Source organism: Nocardioides ginsengisoli (assembly GCF_039537225.1).
Lineage (GTDB): Bacteria > Actinomycetota > Actinomycetes > Propionibacteriales > Nocardioidaceae > Nocardioides > Nocardioides ginsengisoli.
Genome location: NZ_BAABAC010000043.1, coordinates 50078 through 70170, shown reverse-complemented (window position 1 = coordinate 70170; position 20093 = coordinate 50078). Strand labels below are relative to the sequence as shown.

The following is a 20093-nucleotide window of genomic DNA, read 5'->3' as shown; positions in this document are numbered from 1 at the left end:
GTCAGCCCAGGTCGACGATGGCGGCGACCGGGCCGCCACCCTCCGGACCCTGGTGCGCGGCCGACACCGACACGAACACGGCCGGGTCGCCGGTGACCGCGGCGGTCACGCCGCCGACGCACGACTTGATCTGGCGGTGCCAGTGCACGTCGGAGTCGTCGAGCATCGCGTTGCGACGGCCGCGGACGGTGCCGTCCTGCGACGCCTCGCACTTGAGGAAGACGTTGACGAGACGGCCGTCGAGGTCGGCGGTGCGGGGGCGCTCGGGCAGGTCGAGTCCGGCGGAGCGGATGGCCTCCCAGATGCCGTCCTGGTCGAGCGCGTCCTTCATGACCGAGTGGCCGATCCGGTAGCGGCCGCCGACGCCGGTGGCGTTGCCGACGACAACGATCTGCGCCTGGTCGAGCTCGACGCCCGAGGAGCAGGAGGCGACGGACGAGAACAGGTCGCGGTTCTTCATGACGTCGGCGTCGGAGGGCATCTCGATCTCGCCGAGGGCGACCGCGATGCCGAGGCCGGTGACGCCGTTGGAGAGGTCCATCGACTCGTGGGTGTGCTCGGTCCAGACCTTCTTGCCACGGCTGTGCGCGTCGCGGATGGTGTGGATGGTGAGCAGCGGGGTCTTGGTCTGCACGTAGTGGACGTCGGCGACGTCGGTGATGCCCGCGCGCTCCATGGCGACCTTCACACCGGCGGCGACCTTCTCGATCATCGCGACGTAGCCGATCTCCTCGGGCAGGATCGGCTCGCTCATCGCGAAGCCGACGGTGAGGCGCTGCTCGTCGCGGCTCGGGTCGTCCTCGGCGACGTCGACCGTGGCGAAGATCGTGGCGTGGGGGCTGATCACGCCGTCGGTGCCGCCGGACCACACGATCGGGACCTGCTTGACCTGGTCCACGGGCGCGCCCTTGTCGATCAGCACCTCGCGGAAGGCGCGGTCGGCGATGATCCGGGTGTAGTCGTTGACGCCGCCGTTCCCCTCGGTCTTGCCGATGATCGCGATCACGCGGTCGGCCTTGAAGACGCCCTCGTCGATCAGCTTGGCCAGCTCGGAGGCGTCCGCGACGGAGTGGATCGGAACCTTGCGTACCTCGATGGCAGCGGGCATGGTCAGGCTTCCTTTCGGTTGGGAGTGACGATCGTTCCGGCGCGGCCGGAGGCGGCAGCGACGATGCTGCTGAGATCGGTGATGACACCGAGGCGACCGGACTGCTCGACGAAGCGGCAGATCGCGTCGACCTTCGGGCCCATCGACCCTCCGGCGAAGTGCCCGGCCGACGCATACGAGCGCATCTCGTCCAGGGTGACCTCGCCGATGTCCTGGGCGTCGGGGGTCCCGAAGCCGAGGACGGCGTGCGCCACGTCGGTGGCGATCACGAGCATGTCGACCTCGACGGCGCGCGCGAGCAGGGCGGCGCCGAGGTCCTTGTCGATGACGGCCTCGATGCCGGCGAGGGTGCCGTCCTCGCGCCGTACGGTCGGGATGCCGCCGCCGCCGTTGGCGATGACGACGTACCCGGCGTCGACGAGGGCGACGGCCGCGGGGGCGTCGAGGACCTCGAGCGGCTCCGGGGAGGCGACGACACGACGCCAGCCGCGCTCGCCGCGGTCCTCCCAGGTCTCGCCGTGGTCGATCATCTTCTTCGCCTCGTCGGCCGACAGGTAGCGGCCGACCGGCTTGGTGGGGGCGGCGAACGCGGGGTCGTCGGCGTCGACGCGGGTGCGGGTCACCAGCGCCGCCGTCGGGCGGGCGATGCCACGGGCGGCGAGTGCGCCGTCGAGGGCGTTCATCAAGATGTCGCCGAGGGTGCCCTGGGTCTGGGCGCCGCACCAGTCGAGCGGGACCGGCGGGACGACGTGGGCAGCGAGCTCGTTCTTGACCAGGAGGTTGCCGACCTGGGGTCCGTTGCCGTGGGTGATCAGGACCTCGACGCCCTCGGCGACGAGGTCCGCGACCGCGTCCATGGCCTGCGTGGCGGCGGCGATCTGGTCTTCCGGACGGGCCTTGCCGTCGGGGGACGTCATCGCGTTGCCGCCGAGCGCCAACAGGATTCTCATGAGAGCGAACCTAGTGAGCCGGATCACCCCCGTTCATCGTCGGTTTCAGCCAACTCCGGAGCAGAACCCTGGCAACACCTGCCAGCCGTCGTCAGCCTATGAGAATGTGCGGGCCAGGACGTCGGCGACCGTTGCCGGTGCGCGGCCGATCAGGGCCGCCAGGGGCACGCCCCCGGTCGGCAGACCGTGGTCGTCGTAGTAGTCGAACATCGCCCGCAGCCAGGGGTGCACGTCGGCCTCCGCCTCGACCCGGCGGGCGGTGAGTCCGGCCGCCGCGGCGATGTCGGCGACGGTGACGAGCGCCGGTCCCCCGAGCTCGTACGTCGCCCCCACGTGCCCCGGCGTGGTCAGCACGGCGGCGGTGGCCGCAGCGACGTCGAGCAGGTCGACCATCCCGAACGGCCGGTCGACGGCATAGGGCACCTCGAGCACACCGGAGGCGTCCGCGGCCGCCCGCAGCGCCGGCACCAGGTTCTGCACGTAGGCGCACGGCTGGAGGATCGTCCAGTCCAGGCCGGAGCGGCGGACCAGGTCCTCCGAGACGGCCTTGCCGAGATGGTGCGGCATCGCCGGGACGTACGGCGAGGCCACCGAGTGGTAGACGACCCGGCCCACGCCGGCCTCCCCCGCGGCGGCGAGGGCGTCGGCGACGTAGGCGGGCTCGTCGGGGAGCAGGTTCGGCGCGATGACGTGGACGGCGTCAGCGCCGTCCAGCGCCGCCGGCAGGTCGTCGAACGCGGCCCGGCCCAGGGGGCGTGTCGCCACGCCCGCCTGGGCCAGAGCCGCACCGACGGCGCGGCCGGTCTTGCCGGATCCCCCGAGGATCGCGACCTTCACAGCTCGCTCCTCAGCGGATGTCCACCGCGGCGGCGGCAGCGCCACCGGCGAGGACCCCGTAGCCGGGGCCGCGGTCGAAGAAGGCGTCGTCCTCGGCCGGGACCGGGCGGGTCGCCCGCTCGGCCTCGGTGGCGGCGGCGTCGTGTCCGAGGCTGTCGTCGTCGAGCGAGCCGGTGAGCACCACGCCGTAGTCGGCGAGCGCGGCCTCCGCAGAGACCTTGCGCCACACGACGTCGCGGACGACGAGCGCCGGGTCGCGCTCGAGCGGGTTGCCCCAGCCGCCACCGCCGGTGGTGCGGATCCGGATCGTCTCTCCGGCCTGCACGGGCTCGGCGTCGGCGAGGGCGTCGACCTCTCGCTCGTTGGGGCCGCCCGGGTCGATGGTGACCTGGAACGGCTTGCCCGCCTTGCCGCCCTTCACGCCCCAGCAGGCGAGGATGGAGCGGTCGGCGATGGACATGAAGTTGGCGTCCTTGAGCATCCGGATGTGCTTCTCGTAGCCCAGGCCGCCGCGGAACTTGCCGGCGCCGCCGGAGTCCTTGGCCAGGCCGAGCGACTCGACCACGAACGGGAAGCGCGACTCGGTGAACTCCGTGGGGAGGTTCCGCGAGTCCGGGACGACGTGGATGGTGTCCTCGCCGTCGGCGTAGTAGCGGCCGCCGGAGCCGCCGCCGAGCACCTCGCGCATCAGGTACGAGCGGCCCTCGAGGTCCTCGCCGTAGACGCCGGTGTAGCGGATCGTCTCCTGGTCGGCGGGCATCTTGCCGTCGACGGCCTTCGCGATGACGCCGGCCAGGACGCCGAGCAGGCGCAGGATCACGAACGTACGGGCGTTCGTGGGCGCCGGGAAGACCGGCGTGAGCAGCGTGCCCGGCGGCGGGAAGCGCATGTCGATGAGCGGGACGACGCCCTCGTTGACGTCGAGCTCGGCCATCCGCTCCGGGGTGTCGGCGAGGTTGCGGAGGATCGGCGCCAGCCACTTCTTGAGGAAGACGCCGTCGGAGTAGTCGCCGCAGTGGTTGATCGGGCCCTTGGCCTGCGGGCTGGTGCCGGCGAAGTCAAGGACGAGGCGCTCGCCTTCGGGGTCGTCGGCGGCCGTGCGGGTGAGGGTGATCCGCTGCGTGTGCAGCTTGGGGTCGTCGACGCCGTCGTGCTCGGCGTAGTCCTCCCAGGTCCAGGTGCCGACCGGGATCTTGGAGAGGATCTCGCGCCGGTAGGTCTGGGTGGAGCGGTCGATGACCGCGTCGAAGCAGGACTCGACGGTCTCGATTCCGTAGCGGTCGAACAGCTCGCCCAGGCGACGCGCGCCCATCAGGCAGGCCGAGCACTCGGCGTCGAGGTCGGCGGCGAGCGACTCGGGCATCCGCGAGTTGCGGGTCATGATCGTCAGCGCCGAGCGGTTGGGGACGCCGGCGTCCCACAGCTTGATCGGGGGAACCGCGAGGCCCTCCTCGAACACGCTGGTCGCGTGCGACGGCATCGAGCCGGGCACCGCACCACCGATGTCGTCGTGGTGGCCGAACGCCTGGATGAAGGCGACGACGCGGCGCTCCCCCTCCGGCCCGGCGAAGACCGGGACGGTGACGCACAGGTCGGGGAGATGGCCGATGCCACCCTCGGAGAGGTAGACGTCGTTGTGGAAGAAGACGTCGCCCTCCTTCATCTCCTCGATCGGGAAGTCGCGGGCGACCGGGTGCACGAGCGCGGAGTACGAGCGACCGGTGAGCTTGCGCAGCAGCCGGTCGTGGATGCCCGCGCGGAAGTCGTGCGCGTCGCGGATCATCGGGCTGCGGCTCGTGCGGGCGATCGCGGTCTCGACCTCGTGCTCGACGGCGGCGAGCGAGCCCTGGACGATCTCGACCAGGACCGGGTCGGCGCTGCGGCCGGCGTCGCCGGTCAGGGTGCCGAACGGGAACTGGGTGGGCGCGCGACGCGAGCCGGTGTCACCGGTGTCCCCGGTGTCCCCGGTGTCGTGCGGGGTGGGCGCTCCAGGGTTCTGGACCGCGGCGGTCTGGCAGCTCAGGCACATGTCAGTTTCCCTCCGAGCGCGTCACGATGACGTTCGCGTAGTCGTCGATGCGAGCGGTGAAGCCCGGGTGGATCGGCACGGTCGAGCCGAACTCCTCGATGATCACCGGGCCGGTGAGCACCTGGCCGGCGGGCAGGTCGGTGCGCCAGAAGACCGGCGTCTCGACGTACCCGGCGTCGGCGTCGAAGCAGACCGAGCGGGTGCCGGTGGGCTGCGGCGCGGCCTTCGCGTCGTCGGCCCGCAGGATCTCGGGGCGCTTGATCGGGCCGACGCCCGACACCCGGAGGTTGACGACCTCGACCTGCTGGGTCGGGTCGCCGGAGAAGTCGTAGCCGTAGAGCACACGGTGCTCGGCGTGGAACCGGTCGGCGACGGTCGCGAGCGACTCGTCGGTGATCGGCCCGTCCGGGACGCCGACGCGGACCTCGAAGGCCTGGCCGAAGTAGCGGACGTCGGCGGTGCGCACGAACACGTGCTCGGCGGGCGCGAAGCCCTCCTTGGCCAGGGCGGTCGCGGCGCGCTCGGTGAGGACGTCGTACTCGTGCTGGAGCGCGGCGACGTCGAGGTTCTCCTGCAGCGCCACGTGGGTCTGCACGTAGTCGTTCTTGACGTCGACGGTGAGCAGGCCGAACGCCGAGACGTTGCCGGGGTTGGGTGGGACCAGGACCGTCGGGATGCCGAGGATGTCCATGAGCCGGCACAGCAGCAGCGAGCCGGAGCCGCCGAAGGTGGTCAGCGTGAAGTCACGGACGTCGAGGCCGCGCTTGACGGTGACCTGACGCAGTGCGTTGGCCTGGTTCCACGCGGAGATCTCGAGGATGCCCGTCGCGCACGCTTCGGCGGTGATGCCGAGCTTGCCGGCCAGCTGCTGGATCGCGGCCGTCGCGGCGTCGACGTCGAGCGGGATCTCGCCACCGAGCAGGTGGGGAGGGATCCGGCCGAGGAAGACGTGCGCGTCGGTGATCGTGACCTCGGAGCCGCCCTTGCGGTAGCAGATCGGGCCCGGGTCGGCGCCGGCCGAGTGGGGGCCGACCTTGAGCGTGCCCTCGGGCGAGAGCCACGCGATCGAGCCGCCGCCCGCGCCGACGGTGACGACGTCGATCATCGGGATCTTGGACGGGTAGACGCCCACGCTGCCCTCGGTGGTCAGCGTCGGCTCGCCGTCGATGACGACGGAGACGTCGGTCGACGTACCACCGCCGTCGGAGGTGAGGACCTTGTCGAAGCCCGCGACCTTCGCGATCAGCGCGGCGCCGAGCGCGCCGGCCGCCGGGCCGGACAGGACCGTCGTGATCGGCTGGTGCACGACCTCGTCGGCCGACAGGACGCCGCCGTTGGACTTCATCACGTAGAACGGAACCGCACGGGGGGCTCCGCCCCCCGTGGACCCCCCGAACACCTCTACCGCACGGGGGGCTCCGCCCCCCGTGGACCCCCCGACCCCTTCGGCGGCTGCCGCCTGCTCGGCGAGGCGGTCCTTGATGTTGTTGACGTAGCGGGAGAGCTTGGGCTTGACGGCGGCATCGACGAGCGTGGTCATCGACCGCTCGTACTCGCGGTACTCGCGCAGCACCTCGCTGGAGATCGAGACGACGGCGTCCGGGTGCTCCTCGGCGAGGATCTCGCGCATCCGCTCCTCGTGCGCCGGGTTGGCGTAGGCGTGCAGGAAGCAGACGCCGAGCGTGTCGATGCCCTTGTTCTTGAACCAGCGCGCGACCGCGCGGGCGCCGTCCTCGTCGAAGGGACGGATCTCGGCACCGGTGAAGTCGAGCCGGCCGCCGACGCCCTTGACCAGGTCGCGAGGCACGATGCGGTCGGGCTTCACCCAGAAGTACGAGTTGCCGTAGCCGTCGGGCACGGACTGGCGGGCGATCTCGAGCATCGCCTCGTAGCCCTCGGTGGTGATGAAGCCGAGCGCGTCGACCTTGCCCTCGAGGAGCTGGTTGGTCGCGACCGTCGTCCCGTGGCTGACGGCGACCACGTCGGCGAACTCCGCCCCCGCGATCCCCAGCACCTTGTCGATGCCCGCCAGGAACCCGTCGGCCGGGTTCGCCGGCGTGCTCGGGGTCTTGGTGGTGACCACCGCGCCGCTGTCCTCGTCGAAGGCCACGACGTCGGTGAACGTGCCTCCGGTGTCGATGCCGATTCTGATCCGCCTCGCTGTCATGGGTCTCATTCAAGTGACCCACGTCGCCGGAGACGACGGCATCTTCTGCCGAGGGGTGGGGCGATCGTCGGCAGATGTTGCCGAGCGGTCGTGGCGGGCGCTCCGACGCCCGCCAGCGCGCGGCGGGCCCGGTATGTAACTCGGTGTCCATGCATCCACCAGGGGGTCGTTACCGGTCATCACACCGTGGTAGATGACGAAACACTGTGGTGGACGTCGAACACCGTGGTGGACGACGAAGCGCCGTGGTGGATGACCGAACACCGAGTTACTGCCGGCGGGAGACCGACCGCGGCGCGCGTCAGAGCGGGCGCCACCGGTGGCGCGGCCGGCGCGAGCGCTGCCGCGCAGGTAGCTCGGTGTTCGTGCATCCACCAGGGGGTCGTTACCGGTCATCACACCGTGGTGGACGACCGAACACCGAGTTACTGCTGGAGCCGACCCGACGGCGAGCGCAGCGGGCGGCCGCGTCAGCGACGGCGCGAGCGCATCGAGTGCCGGCTACCGCGCGGCCGCCCGACCAACCCCGCCGCACCGATCCCGCACAACACCAGCCCACCGACAGCAGAGTCGTGTGCCCCAGAACCCGCCCACAGGCGTTCTCAGGCACACGACCCACCCGCGAAGCAGCACGGCCGCCCCGGAAGACCAGCCACGCGCGAGACCCAGCTCAGGAACGCAGCGCCTCGAACGCCGCCGCCACCTGCAGCAGCTGAAGGTCCGCCCCGTGCCGAGCAACCAGCTGCACCCCCACCGGCAGCCCCGCAGCAGTCGACCCGAAGGGCACCGAGATCGCCGGGCATCCCGTCACGGTGATGAAGTACGCCGACCGCATCCAGTCCAGGTACGTCGCCATCGGCTTGCCGTTGATCTCGGTGGGGAACTCCTGCGTCGCCGGGAACGGCGGCACCTGCGACACCGGCAGCACGAGCACGTCGTACGACGCGAAGAACGAGCGCATCGTCTCCGACAGCGCCGTCCGCTGGGTGTAGGCCCGGGCCACGTCGGCGCCGGTCAGCGACTCCCCTGCCCGGATGTTGTCGGCGAGCGACGGCTTGAACTCGTCGGGATGGGCGGCGAGCAGCTTGCCGAGCTTGGCCTGGAAGTGCCAGGCGCGCAGCGTCCGGAAGGTGTCCTCGGCGAGGCCGAGGTCGGGATGCGCGCCGGAGACGGTGGCGCCCGCGGCGGCCAGCGCGCGGCCGGCGTCCTCGACGACGGCGGCGACCTCGTGGTCGACCTCGAGCGCGCCGCCCAGGTCGACGCTCAGCGCCACCCGCAGGCCGGCGAGCGACGCCGGCGCCGGGTCGGCGAACACGGCGCCCGGGTCGCCCAGCGCCTGCGGCGCGCGCGGGTCGGGGCCTGCCATGACCGAGAGCAGGAGCGCCAGATCGCCGACGTTGCGGGCCATCGGGCCGCCGACGGACGTCGTCTCCCACTGGTTGTAGAGCGGCCACTCCGGCACCCGACCGAGGCTGGGCCGCATGCCCACGACGCCGCAGAAGGACGCCGGGTTGCGCAGCGAGCCGCCCATGTCGGAGCCGTCGGCGAGGGGGACCATGCCGGCCGCCAGCGCGCACGCCGCTCCCCCGCTCGAGCCGCCCGCGGAGCGGGTCGGGTCGACCGGGTTGAGGGTGGTGCCGAAGACCTTGTTGAAGGTGTGCGACCCGGCCGCGAACTCCGGCACATTGGTCTTGCCGATCGTGAAGGCGCCGGCCGCGCGCACCCGCTCGACGATCAGCTCGTCGCGCTCGGGCACGTTCGAGGCCATCACCGTCGAGCCGTACGTCGTGCGCCATCCGCCGACCGCGTGCGTGTCCTTGAACGCGAAGGGGAGCCCGTGCAGCGGCCCCACCTCCGCCCCGGAGGCGAGCGCCTCGTCGGCGGCAGCGGCGCCGGCGCGGGCGCGGTCCTCGTCGAGCGAGACGATCGCGTTGAGCTCGGGGTTGCGCTCGGCGATCCGGTCGAGGTGCAGGTCGAGGAGCTCGCGGGCCGAGATCTCCTTGCCCCGTACGGCGGCCGCCTGCTCGCGCGCGGTCGAGTCGACCGACAGCGCCCCCGTCGTCCCGGTCATCGCCGACGGCCCAGCAGCCCGCCCACGATGACGCCGGCGAGGACGAGACCGCCGCCGACCGCGACGCCCATGAGGAACGACTCGCCACCGACCGCGGGGACCGCGCTCGCCTTGGGAGCGGCTGCGTAGACCGGGGCCTCGCCGGGGGCGGACGGCTCGACGGCGGTGACCGCCTCGGCCGGGAGGCCGTTGGCGAGGACCTTCTCGACGTTGCCGAAGAACTCGGCTGCCATCCGGCGCGAGACGCTGGTCAGCATCCGCTGGCCGACACCGCCGATCATTCCGCCGACGACCGCGTCGGCGTCGTAGGACAGCACCGTCTGGCCGCCCTGGTCGGCGAAGGTCACCAGCACCGTCGCGTCGATGGTGCCCGGCGCGCCGGCGCCCTTGAGCTTCATGGTCAGGCCGTCGCCCTTGCGGAGGTCCTCGAGCACGCAGGATCCGCTGTAGGTGCCGCGGATCGCCGCGACGCCGGCGCTGACCGTCATCGCGTAGGCGTTGTCACCGGTCGCCTCGAGCTTCTCGCAGCCCGGGATCGTCGCGACGAGCACACGCGGGTCGAGGATCGCGTCCCAGACCTTGTCGACGGGCGCGGCGATGGTGTTCTGACCGTTGATCTTCACTTCGACTCCTGGTGGGCCAGCCGCAGCGCGAAGAGCTGCGACGGCGAGATCGGCATGGCGGTGATGGGCAGCCGCTCGGCGTCCTCGATGGCGGCGGCGAAGGCAGCGGACCCGGGGATCACGCCGGCCTCGCCCGCGCCCTTGATGCCGAGCGGGTTGAGCGGAGACGGGGTCTCCAGGTGGTCGATGTCGATGTGCTCGGGGACCTCGGTGACATAGGGCATCAGGAAGTCCATGAACGACGCGTTGAGCAGCTGGCCGGACTCGTCGTAGGCCATCCGCTCGTAGAGCGCGCCGCCGACACCCTGCGCGACGCCGCCGTGGATCTGCCCCTCGACGATCATCGGGTTGATCAGGTGGCCGCAGTCGTGGACGACGGCGTACTTGAGGATCCGGATCTCGGCAGTCTCGACGTCGGTCTCGACGATCACGGCGTGCATGCCGGAGGCGAAGGTCGAGCGCGGCGGCGAGTAGAAGTCCTTGCCCTCGAGGCCCGGCTCGTCGTCCTCGGCGACCGGCGGCTTGCCGGGGTCGCCGACGCTGAACTGCGTAGCGGCCTTGGACGCCTCGTCGAAGGCGTAGCGCAGCGGGTTGGAGAGGACGGCGACCGTCCCGAGCGGGATCGAGCTGTCGGTGCCCTTGACGCTGACGACGCCGTCGACGATCTCGAGGTCGTCGACGTCGGCCTCGAGCGCGTCGGCCGCGATCCGCAGCGCCTTCTCCTTCGCGCGCTTGGCGGCGAGGTGGATGGCGGAGCCGCTCATCACGGCAGCGCGGGAGGCGAAGGTGCCGACGGCGTACGGCATCCGGCGGGTGTCGCCGGTGGTGATCTCGACGTCCTCGAAGCGCACGCCGAGCTCGTCGGCCACGATCTGCGCGAACGCGGTCTGGTGGCCCTGTCCCTGCGAGGTCAGGCCGGTGGCGACCTTGACCTTGCCGGAGGTCTCGATGTGCACGTGCGCGCCCTCGTAGGGGCCGACGCCGGTGCCCTCGACGTAGCAGGCGAGGCCGAGGCCGACCCGCTTGCCCTCGGCGGCCTTGGCCGCGCGGAAGTCCTCGAAGTGGTCCCAGTCGACCATCTCCTTGATCTTCTCGAGCATGGCCGGGTAGTCGCCGGAGTCGTACGTGAGCTCGCGACCGTCCTGGAAGATCAGGCCGTGGTCGTAGGGGAACTCGTCGGGCTGGATGAAGTTGACCGCCCGGACGTCGGCCCGGTCCTTGCCGAGCGCGGCCGCGATCGCGTCCATGGTCCGCTCCATCACGAAGCAGCCCTGCGGCCGGCCGGCGCCGCGGTACGGCGTCACGATCACGGTGTTCGTGTAGAGCGAGTCGAACTGCACGTGGTAGGCACCCGGCTTGTAGGGGCCGAGCAGCTGCGTCGAGGTGATGATCGGGACGATCAGCCCGTACGGCGTGTAGGCGCCGTGGTCGTGCCAGAAGCGTACGTCGAGCCCGAGCACCCGCCCGTCGTCGTCGAAGCCGACCTCGACGTGGTGCAGCTGGGCGCGCTCGTGGGCGGAGGAGATGAAGTGCTCGCGCCGGTCCTCGGTGAACTTCACGGCCCGGCCGAGCTTCTGCGCGGCGAGCGGCACGAGGAGCTCCTCGGGCCAGGGGTGCACGATCTTGACGCCGAAGCCGCCGCCCACGTCGGGCGTGATGACGTCGACCTGACCGAGGTCGAGGCCCAGCTTGGCCGCGACGGCGGCGCGGACGCCGGTGGAGGTCTGCGTGGAGGTCCACACCTGGAGCCGGTTCTGGTCGGGGTCCCAGCGCGCGACGGTGCCGCGGCCCTCCATCGGCATGCAGGCGCTGCGCTCGATCTCGAGGTCGAGCTCGAGGCGGTGCGGGGCGGACGCGATGGCCGCGGCGGCGTCGCCGTTGGACTGCTCCATCCGCGCGGCGACATTGCCGGGGACGTCGTCGTGCACGAGGCGCTCGGCCGCGCGCGCGGCCTCGATGCCGACGACGGCGGGCAGCAGCTCGTACTCGACGACGATCTGCGCGAGGGCGTCCTCGGCGAGGTAGCGGTCGTCGGCGACGACGAGCGCGATCGCCTCGCCGACGTAGTTGACCTCGTCCTTGGCCAGCGCGTACTGCGTGCGGCCGTGGGTCAGCGTGGGGTGCGGGATGAGCAGCGGCAGCGGCTCGGCCATCGCGCCCTCGAGGTCGTCGTAGGTCCACACGGCGTGCACGCCCTCGACGTCGAGGACGGCGTCGACGTCGATCGACAGGATCCGCGCGTGGGCGTGGGGGCTGCGCAGGACGGCCGTGTGGAGCGCGTCGGGTGCGACGTCGTCGACGTAGCGGCCGGCGCCCCGGACCAGGCGGTCGTCCTCGACCCGCTGGACCTTGGCGCCCATCATCTTGGTGGTCACAGGGCGTCACCGCCCTCGCGGGCGATCTCGGCGGCGCGGCACACGGCCTTGACGATGTTCTGGTAGCCCGTGCAGCGGCACAGGTTGCCGGCGACCATGTCGCGCGCCTCCTCCTCGGTGGGATCGGGGTTCTCGGCGATGCCGGCGGTGATCGTGGTGAGGAAGCCCGGGGTGCAGAAGCCGCACTGCAGGCCGTGGCACTCGCGGAACGCCTGCTGCACCGGGCCGAGCTCGCCGTCCGGCCGGGCCAGCCCTTCGACGGTGGTGATCTCGCTGCCGACCGCGGAGACCGCGAACATCAGGCAGCTGCGCGTCGGCTGGCCGTCGACGAGGACGGTGCACGCGCCGCAGACGCCGTGCTCGCAGCCGACGTGGGTGCCGGTCAGTCCGAGGTCGTGGCGCAGCGCGTCGGACAGCAGCCGCCGGGCGGGCACGGCCGCCTCGTGGTCGACGCCGTTGACGTTCAGCCGGATCTCGTGGATCTGCTCGGTGCTCACGCCTTCTCCTCGCGTGCGTTGTCGTAGGCCGCGGTGACGACCCGCGCAGTGAGCACCCGGGCGAGGTGCGCGCGGTAATCGGCCGTGGCGTGGATGTCGGTCTCCGGGTCGAGTACGGCGAGCGCGGCGTCGGCCGCGCGGGCCAGCGACGCGTCGCTGATCTTGCCGTCGAGCGCGTCGGTCAGGTCGACCACAGCGGGGATGTCGGAGACCGAGAGGTAGCCGGCCTTGGCCGAGACCACCCGGTCACCGTCGACGGTGACGACCGCTGCGACGCCGCACATGGCGTAGTCGCCGTGGCGGCGGGCGATCTCCTCGAAGGCCACGCCGGTGTGGGCGGCCAGCGCCGGGAAGTGCGCCTCGACCGCGATCTCGTCGTGGTGGAGGCTCGACTCGAGCGGGCCGACGTACAGGTCGGGGGCGGCGATGGTGCGCCGGCCCTCGGGGCCGACGACGTCGACCGAGCCGTCGAGCAGGCGGAGCACCATCGGCATCTCGGCCGCGGCGTCGGCGTGGACGAGCGAGCCGACCGTCGTACCGCGGTTGCGGATCGTCGCGTGGGCGACATTCGCCAGCGCCAGCGCGACGAGCGGCTGGACCTGCGCCACGCCGGGGTGGCGCAGGACCTGCGCGTGCCGGGCGAGGGCGCCGATCCGGACGCCGTCGGCGTCGGCACGGACGTGGTCGAGGTCGGGCAGGCCGTTGATGTCGACCAGGACCGCCGGGGCGGCCAGCCGCATCGAGAGCAGCGGGACCAGGCTCTGACCACCGGCGAGGACCTTGGCCTCGGGGTGCCCGGCCAGGGCCTGGAGGGCTTCCTCCAGGGACCCCGGCCGGACGTAGTCGAAGGGTGCGGGCTTCACAGCCTCTTCGTCACCTCACCCGCGCCGAGCTCGGCCTTCCGGCGGTTGACCGCGTGGAAGAACACGATGACGAGGATCGTGCCGAGGGCGATGCCGCCGAGCTCGAAGCTGTCGGAGAACTTCAGCGTGACGCCACCGATGCCGGCGATCAGGCCGGCGGCGAGGCCGACCATGTTGACCGGGTCGCCGAAGTCGACGTTGTTCTCGACCCAGATCTTCGCGCCGACGAGGCCGATCATGCCGTACAGGACGACGGTGATGCCGCCGAGGACGCCGCCCGGGGTGGCGTTGATGATCGCGCCGAACTTCGGGCACAGGCCCAGCAGGATCGCGACGATGCCGGCGACGTAGTAGGCCGCGGTCGAGTAGACCTTGGTGGCACCCATGACGCCGATGTTCTCGGCGTACGTCGTGGTCGGCGAGCCGCCGAAGAGGCTGGCGAACGCGGTCGCGGTGCCGTCGGCGGCGATGGCGCGGCCCATGTAGGGGTCGAGGTTGTCGCCGGTCATCTCGGCGACCGCCTTGACGTGGCCGGTGTTCTCGGCGATCAGGGCGATGACGCCGGGCAGCACGAGCAGGATGAAGGTCAGCGAGAAGCTGGGGCCGTGGACGACGGAGACGCCGTCGGCGAGCTTGCCGCTCGGGAAGCCGATCCAGTCGGCGGCCTTCACACCGGCCCACGACACGCGGTCGTGGTCGATGGCCTTGCCGCCGCTGGTGGGCAGCACGGAGTTGATCTGGCCGAAGATCTTGTCGGCGAGGACCGACAGGACGAAGCCGAAGATCAGGGCCAGGAAGACCGCGATCCGCGACCAGAAGCCGGGCAGCAGCACCGACGCGCAGACCATGAAGGCCGCCGTGGCCAGCGCGATCCACTGGTCCTGCGGCCAGTAGATGCCCGCGACGACCGGAGCCAGGTTGAAGCCGATCAGCATGACGACCGCGCCGGTGACGGCGGGCGGCAGGATCTTGTGGATCAGGCCCGCGCCGGCGAAGTGGACCAGGACGCCGACCGCGGCGAGCACCAGGCCCGCGACCAGGATCGCGCCGGTGACGTCGGAGGAGTCGGCGCCGGGGTGCGCCCGGATCGCCGCGACACCCGCGACGAAGGACGCGCTGGTGCCGAGATAGCTGGGCACGCGGTTGCTGCAGGCGATCAGGAACCCGATCGTGCAGATGCCCGAGAACATGATGGCCAGGTTGGGGTCGAGCCCCATGACCAGCGGGAACACGAAGGTCGCACCGAACATGGCGACCACGTGCTGTGCGCCGAGACCGATCGTCGGGAGCCATGGCAGGCGCTGGCGCGGTCCTACCGGCTGACCGGGAGCCGGGTTGACCAGCTCCCACGAGAACATCGACATGTGTTGTCCCTCTCCTTGTTCGGGCTGCCGCATTCGGCTGCATCAGGGCTCCCGAGAGGCACCAACCTATTGAGGCCCAGGTCACACCTCACTGGCCAGTTTCGCCAAAGGCGCGCCGAAGTGCTGTGAGAATTTGCTCAGCGAGTCGTCCCGGCGTGCCCGACGACCTCCAGCACCTTGAGCGCGACGGCGACGTCGAGCCGGAGGTTCTGGTCGGACGCGACCGGACCGAGCAGCCGCTCGAGCTTCCCGACCCGGTAGCGCATGGTGTTGTAGTGGAAGAACTGCGTCCGCGCGGCCTCGGCCACGTTGAAGTTGGTGTTGAGCAGCACCTGGAGGGTCTCGCGCAGGGTCGCGGCCTCCTCGGTGGGCTCGGCGAGCTCGCCGAGCACGTCGTCGGCGAACGCCCGCAGCTCGGCGGTGTCGGGCACCATCGCGATCAGCCGGTGCAGCCCGAGGTCGTCGAACCAGGTAGTCGTGCTCGGCCCCCGGAAGCGGCGGCCGACGTCGAGCGCGCGGCGGGCCTGCGTGTAGCTCTCGGGCAGCGCCGCGGCGCCGCAGGCGACCCGGCCGACGCCGACCGAGAAGGGACGGCGGCCGCCGCCCTTGTCGCCCGCGACGGCGGTGACCAGGCGTCGTACCTGCTCGTCCTGGGCGGGGACCACCGTCTCGTCGGCCGGCAGGACGGCGACCACCTCGGAGCCGAAGTCGGCGATCGGGATGGACTTGTCGACGGCGCCGGCGACCTGGCGCCAGGCGTTGGCGAAGCGGCTCTGCCACTGGCGCTGGTCCTCGACGGCGGGCTGGCCGCTGGGGTCGGGGTCGATCTGGGCGACGACGACGAGCATCGGCCCACCCAGCTCCCAGCCGAAGCCGGCGACGTGCTCGCGGACGAACGCCTCGGAGCCGGCGCGGCCCAGGAAGACGTCGCGCAGGAAGTCGCCGCGGTACTTGTTCTCGACGGCCGAGACGGCCTGCTCGCGGGTGATCGAGAGGGAGACCGCGGTCGCGGCGCGCTGCAGGGCGACCAGCTCGCGCTCGTTGAGCTCGCGCTCGACGACGGCGATCAGGTGGCCCAGCGCCTGGGTCGGGGTGGCGAGCGGGACCCGGTGGATGCGGGCGCCCGACACCGGCTGGTTCTCGCGGCCGAACCACTCCCCCAGCCACTCCACGCGCAGGCGCCCGGTGGCGTCGGTCAGGTCGGCGTCGGCGAGGCGGGCGCGGGTCTCCTCCGCGAGGTCGGCCGCGCGCTCGCGGCCGTCGGTGGTGGTGACGGCGACCTCCGCGTCGAGCACCTCGCCGATGGTGGCGACCAGGTCCTCGAGGTCGGCGCCCGCCAGCACGCGCTGGGCCAGGGACTCGGCCAGGTCCTCGACGTCCATGAAGCCATGTTGGGCCATGCGGTCGCCCGCGGCTCCTATCAACTCTTGCCCGACTTCGGCCCCGACCTTGGCAATGCTCACCATTCGATGCACGATACTCAGCCGTTAGCGTCCCACAAGTGCCGGATCCCTCGTCGTCCTCCCCGCTGCCCTCCGGGCGCGTCGCGGGAGCGGGCGGAACCGCGCTCCGGACCCTCCTCGACGGCCCCGCGGCCTCGGGGACGGTCGTCCACGCCGGGGCCCAGGCGGTCTACGCCGACCTCGGCGGACGGGTCGTCGGGGTCCTCGCCCGGGGCGCGGTGCACGTGCCGTGCGCCATCGCCACCACGCTGCCGTCGCTCCCGGAGATCACGGTCGGCGCGCCCGTCACGGCGGCCGGCGGCATGCTCACGGTGGGTGCGATGAGCGTCGGTGTCGACCGGCTCGTCGGCTTCGCGCTCCCGGCCCTCGACGCGGCCGCCACCGAGCGGCTGCGGGTACTCGACCCCGACCTGTCCCCCGCGCGCGACCAGCTGCCGGTGTCCGCCCTGGAGCGGCTCGCGGCGGGCGACCCCGACGCCGTACCCGCGCTGGTGGGGCGGGGCGACGGCCTCACCCCGGTCGGCGACGACGTCCTGGCGGGCTGGCTGGTGACCGCCCGCGCCACCGGCCGCGACCACGCGCCCGTCACCGCCGCGGTGCGCGCCCACCTACACCGCACGACCAGCCTCTCCGCCACGCTGCTGCTCCACGCGGCGGACGGCGAGGCGATCGCCCCGTTCCGCACCGCCGTCGCCTCGGGCGACGCGGACGCGGTGGCCGGCCTGCTGGCCGTCGGCCACACCTCGGGCGCCGGGATGCTCCTCGGCGCCACCCTCGCTCTCCTCCAGTCCCACTCCGAACCCCTTGAAGGGAGTCCTCGATGACCGTCGAGCACGTCGAGATCCGTCCCGGCGCGTACGCCGACAGCGTCGCCCTGCTCCAGGTGAGCCGCGACGTCGCGGCCACGCCCGGCGTCGCCGCCGCCCAGGTGGCGATGGCGACCGAGCTGAACGTGGAGGTGCTGCAGGGCATGGGGTTCACCCTGCCCACGGCCTCCCCCAACGACATGGTGGTCGCGCTCCGCCTCGACGACGAGGACGCACTGACCGCGGCCCTCGCCGCCGTCGACGCCGCGCTGGCGGCGGCCCGGAAGGGCTCCTCGGGCGGCGAGGTCGTGGCGCCGCCGCGCACCACGGCGTCCGCGCTGCGACGCGCCGGTGGCGGGCTGGCGCTGGTCTCGGTGCCGGGCGCGTCGGCGCTGGTCGAGGCGATGGACGCCCTCGACGCCGGCTCCGACGTGATGATCTTCAGTGACAACGTGCCGGTCGAGCAGGAGCTCGCGATGAAGCGGATCGCCCGCGACCGCGGCTTGCTCGTGATGGGCCCCGACTGCGGCACCGCGGTCGTCGGCGGCGTCGGCCTCGGCTTCGCCAACACCGTCACCCCGGGCCGGGTCGGCATCGTGGCAGCGTCCGGCACCGGCTGCCAGCAGATCCTCGCGCTGCTCGACGCCGCCGGCGTCGGCGTGGCGGCCGCGCTCGGCGTGGGCGGGCGCGACCTGTCCGCCGCGATCGGCGGCATCTCCACGGCGACCGCGCTGGAGCGCCTCGACGCCGACCCCTCGGTCGAGCACATCGTCGTCGTCTCGAAGCCCCCGGCGCCCGAGGTGGCCGCGGCGGTCGAGAAGTTCGCCGCCGACCTGTCCACGCCGGTGCGCTTCGCGCTGCTCGGCTCCGGCCAGCCGGACCTCACCACCCAGGTGGAGGCGCTGCTGGGCGACCTCGGCGTCGCGGTACCGGAGTGGCCGACGTGGGGCACCCCCGCGGTCGGCGTCGACGGCAGCGCGCTGCGCGGGCTCTTCGTCGGCGGCACGCTGTGCGACGAGGCGATGCTGCTCGCGGCCGCCGAGCTCGGCGACATCCGCAGCAACATCCCGCTCTCGCCGGAGCTCGAGCTCGACAGCTCGCTGCTCAGCCCCGGTCACCTGATGATCGACTTCGGCGACGACGGCCTCACCCGCGGCCGCGCGCACCCGATGATCGACCCGACCCTGCGCCTCGAGCACCTCACCAAGGTCGCCGCCGACCCCGAGACCGCGGTGATCCTGATGGACGTCGTCCTCGGTCACGGCGCGCAGGACGACCCGGCCGCCGACCTCGCGCCCGCCATCGCCGCGGCGCGCGCGGGGCGCGCCGTACCCGTGGTCGTCGCGTGCGTCGGCACCACGTCCGACCAGCAGGGCCTCGCCCGCCAGGCCGAGACGCTGGCCGCCGCCGGCGCCGAGGTCCACCTGTCCAACGCCGCAGCCACCCGCCGGGCGGTTGCTCTCGCCACCGGAGGCGCCCGATGAGCACGACGTCCCTGCCCAGCCAGTCCCCCGCCGCCGTCGCTGCGGTCGGCGCCGACATGTTCGCCGCCTCCGTCGAGGCGCAGGCCGTCCCGGTCGAGCGCGTCGACTGGAAGCCCCCGATGGACGGCACTGTCGACGACCTCGCCACCGTCGCCGCCGACCCGCTGCGCCGCGACGCCAACGCGCTCGCGGTCTCGCGGATGCTCGACGTCCAGGCGCTCGTCGTCGGCGTCGCGCCGGCGTCGGAGCTGCTCGGCCTGGAGCAGGGCCAGTTCCTGCACGCCGGCCCGCCGATCGAGTGGTCGCGCGCCTCGGGCCCGCTGCGCGGCGCGCTGATGGGCGCGGCCGCGTTCGAGGATCTCGTCGAGAACCCCGAGGACGCCGAGGCGCTCTTCGCGTCGGGGGCGAACGTCTCGCTGGAGCCCTGCCACCACCGCAGCGCCGTCGGCCCGATGGCGGGCGTGGTGTCGCCGTCCATGTGGATGTTCGTCCTGGAGGACCCGGCGACCGGTCGCCGTACCTACTGCTCGCTCAACGAGGGCCTCGGCAAGGTGCTGCGGTACGGCGCCTACTCGCCCGAGGTGCTCGAGCGGCTGCGCTGGATGCGCGACGTCCTCGGCCCACTGCTCGCCGAGGGGGTCGCCGCCGCCGAGCCGATGGACGCCACCGCGATCCTGGGCCAGATGCTGCAGATGGGCGACGAGGCCCACAACCGCAACCGCGCCGGCACCCTGATGATGCTGCGCGACCTGGCGCCCGCGCTGGTGCGCTCGTCGCGCTCGTCGGACGAGATCGCCGAGGCGTTCGCGTTCATGGGCGGCAACGACCACTTCTTCCTGAACATCGCGATGCCCGCCTGCAAGCTGGCCCTCGACGCCGCGCGCGACGTACCGGGCTCGACGATGGTGGTCGCGATGGCCCGCAACGGCACGGACTTCGGCATCCAGGTCTCCGGCACCGGTGACCAGTGGTTCACCGGCCCCGCCCAGCTCGCCGACGGCCTGTTCCTCGGCGACTACGGCCCCGACGACGCGAACCCGGACATCGGCGACTCCGCCATCACCGAGACCGCCGGCATCGGCGGCTTCGCGATGGCCGCCGCCCCCGCGATCGTCCGCTTCGTCGGCGGCACCGTCCCGGACGCCCTCGCCACCAGCCGGCGGATGCGGGAGATCACGATCACCGAGAACAACCGCTGGCCGATCCCGGTCCTCGACTTCGCGGGCGCCGCCACCGGCATCGACGTCACGTCCGTGTGCCGGACCGGCATCCTGCCGCAGATCAACACCGGCATGGCCGGCAAGGTCGCGGGCGTCGGCCAGGTCGGCGCCGGCCTGGTCACCCCGCCCGCGTCGATCTTCCCGGCGGCGCTGGCAGAGCTGGCGCGTCGTACCCGGGAGCGTGCGAGGGCCTGACCCACCATCGCCGACCCGGCAGAAACCAGCCCGCAAAATGC

15 protein-coding genes are annotated in these 20093 nt (G+C 72.4%); 3 read left to right on the top strand and 12 right to left on the bottom strand.

Annotated elements, in window-relative coordinates; all coding sequences use genetic code 11:
- Position 1 precedes the first annotated feature (1 nt).
- From bar to AB4880_RS22790, 12 genes are all read right to left on the bottom strand, one after another.
- A complete protein-coding gene (gene bar / locus AB4880_RS22845; protein ID WP_367921528.1) occupies positions 2–1108 on the bottom strand; it encodes a barbiturase in 1107 nt (368 codons plus the stop codon).
- 2 nt (positions 1109–1110) lie between these two features.
- The gene (locus AB4880_RS22840) at positions 1111–2058 is read right to left on the bottom strand and encodes a carbamate kinase (protein ID WP_367921527.1); all 948 of its coding nucleotides are present in this window, start codon (positions 2056–2058) and stop codon (positions 1111–1113) included.
- Between the two features lie 96 nt (positions 2059–2154).
- Positions 2155–2895: an SDR family oxidoreductase gene (locus AB4880_RS22835; protein WP_367921526.1), complete on the bottom strand. Its 741-nt coding sequence runs from the start codon at positions 2893–2895 to the stop codon at positions 2155–2157.
- A 10-nt stretch (positions 2896–2905) separates the two neighbouring features.
- Positions 2906–4924: a hydantoinase B/oxoprolinase family protein gene (locus AB4880_RS22830; RefSeq protein WP_367921525.1), complete on the bottom strand. Its 2019-nt coding sequence runs from the start codon at positions 4922–4924 to the stop codon at positions 2906–2908.
- Between the two features lies 1 nt (position 4925).
- The gene (locus tag AB4880_RS22825) at positions 4926–7091 is read right to left on the bottom strand and encodes a hydantoinase/oxoprolinase family protein (RefSeq protein WP_367921524.1); all 2166 of its coding nucleotides are present in this window, start codon (positions 7089–7091) and stop codon (positions 4926–4928) included.
- Between the two features lie 670 nt (positions 7092–7761).
- On the bottom strand, positions 7762–9162 hold the full coding sequence (locus tag AB4880_RS22820; RefSeq protein WP_367921523.1) for an amidase: 1401 nt from the start codon (positions 9160–9162) through the stop codon (positions 7762–7764).
- Positions 9159–9785 carry an SRPBCC family protein gene (locus tag AB4880_RS22815; RefSeq protein ID WP_367921522.1) on the bottom strand — a complete coding sequence of 209 codons (627 nt, stop codon included), beginning with the start codon at positions 9783–9785 and terminating at the stop codon, positions 9159–9161. Before AB4880_RS22815 ends, AB4880_RS22820 begins: the two co-directional genes overlap by 4 nt.
- On the bottom strand, positions 9782–12160 hold the full coding sequence (gene cutA, locus AB4880_RS22810; RefSeq protein WP_367921521.1) for an aerobic carbon-monoxide dehydrogenase large subunit: 2379 nt from the start codon (positions 12158–12160) through the stop codon (positions 9782–9784). The genes AB4880_RS22815 and cutA overlap by 4 nt, the downstream gene beginning before the upstream one ends.
- Positions 12157–12657 (bottom strand): (2Fe-2S)-binding protein, encoded by a 501-nt coding sequence (locus AB4880_RS22805; protein ID WP_367921520.1) that lies wholly within the window; start codon positions 12655–12657, stop codon positions 12157–12159. The genes cutA and AB4880_RS22805 overlap by 4 nt, the downstream gene beginning before the upstream one ends.
- Positions 12654–13520 carry an FAD binding domain-containing protein gene (locus AB4880_RS22800; RefSeq protein ID WP_367921519.1) on the bottom strand — a complete coding sequence of 289 codons (867 nt, stop codon included), beginning with the start codon at positions 13518–13520 and terminating at the stop codon, positions 12654–12656. Before AB4880_RS22800 ends, AB4880_RS22805 begins: the two co-directional genes overlap by 4 nt.
- On the bottom strand, positions 13517–14878 hold the full coding sequence (locus AB4880_RS22795; protein WP_379229278.1) for a uracil-xanthine permease family protein: 1362 nt from the start codon (positions 14876–14878) through the stop codon (positions 13517–13519). Before AB4880_RS22795 ends, AB4880_RS22800 begins: the two co-directional genes overlap by 4 nt.
- A gap of 143 nt (positions 14879–15021) precedes the next feature.
- Positions 15022–16266 carry a PucR family transcriptional regulator gene (locus tag AB4880_RS22790; protein ID WP_367921517.1) on the bottom strand — a complete coding sequence of 415 codons (1245 nt, stop codon included), beginning with the start codon at positions 16264–16266 and terminating at the stop codon, positions 15022–15024.
- Positions 16267–16385: 119 nt separating this feature from the next.
- On the opposite strand from AB4880_RS22790, the gene AB4880_RS22785 reads away from it, so the two are divergent.
- The 3 genes from AB4880_RS22785 to AB4880_RS22775 are packed head-to-tail and all read left to right on the top strand — an operon-like array spanning position 16386 to position 20052.
- Positions 16386–17171: an oxamate carbamoyltransferase subunit AllH family protein gene (locus AB4880_RS22785; RefSeq protein ID WP_367921516.1), complete on the top strand. Its 786-nt coding sequence runs from the start codon at positions 16386–16388 to the stop codon at positions 17169–17171.
- Positions 17168–18637, top strand: a complete 1470-nt coding sequence (locus AB4880_RS22780) for an AllF/FdrA family protein (protein WP_367921515.1) — start codon at positions 17168–17170, stop codon at positions 18635–18637. The genes AB4880_RS22785 and AB4880_RS22780 overlap by 4 nt, the downstream gene beginning before the upstream one ends.
- A complete protein-coding gene (locus AB4880_RS22775) occupies positions 18634–20052 on the top strand; it encodes a YlbE family protein (protein ID WP_367921514.1) in 1419 nt (472 codons plus the stop codon). The genes AB4880_RS22780 and AB4880_RS22775 overlap by 4 nt, the downstream gene beginning before the upstream one ends.
- Positions 20053–20093: the final 41 nt, after the last annotated feature.

What these genes read in the sequence shown, in the direction of transcription:
- bar (WP_367921528.1), bottom strand. Translation starts at nt 1,108, where the DNA reads ATGCCCGCTGCCATCGAGGTACGCAAGGTTCCGATCCACTCCGTCGCG.
- AB4880_RS22840 (WP_367921527.1), bottom strand. Translation starts at nt 2,058, where the DNA reads ATGAGAATCCTGTTGGCGCTCGGCGGCAACGCGATGACGTCCCCCGAC.
- AB4880_RS22830 (WP_367921525.1), bottom strand. Translation starts at nt 4,924, where the DNA reads ATGTGCCTGAGCTGCCAGACCGCCGCGGTCCAGAACCCTGGAGCGCCC.
- AB4880_RS22825 (WP_367921524.1), bottom strand. Translation starts at nt 7,091, where the DNA reads ATGACAGCGAGGCGGATCAGAATCGGCATCGACACCGGAGGCACGTTC.
- AB4880_RS22820 (WP_367921523.1), bottom strand. Translation starts at nt 9,162, where the DNA reads ATGACCGGGACGACGGGGGCGCTGTCGGTCGACTCGACCGCGCGCGAG.
- AB4880_RS22795 (WP_379229278.1), bottom strand. Translation starts at nt 14,878, where the DNA reads ATGTTCTCGTGGGAGCTGGTCAACCCGGCTCCCGGTCAGCCGGTAGGA.
- AB4880_RS22790 (WP_367921517.1), bottom strand. Translation starts at nt 16,266, where the DNA reads ATGGACGTCGAGGACCTGGCCGAGTCCCTGGCCCAGCGCGTGCTGGCG.
- AB4880_RS22780 (WP_367921515.1), top strand. Translation starts at nt 17,168, where the DNA reads ATGACCGTCGAGCACGTCGAGATCCGTCCCGGCGCGTACGCCGACAGC.
- AB4880_RS22775 (WP_367921514.1), top strand. Translation starts at nt 18,634, where the DNA reads ATGAGCACGACGTCCCTGCCCAGCCAGTCCCCCGCCGCCGTCGCTGCG.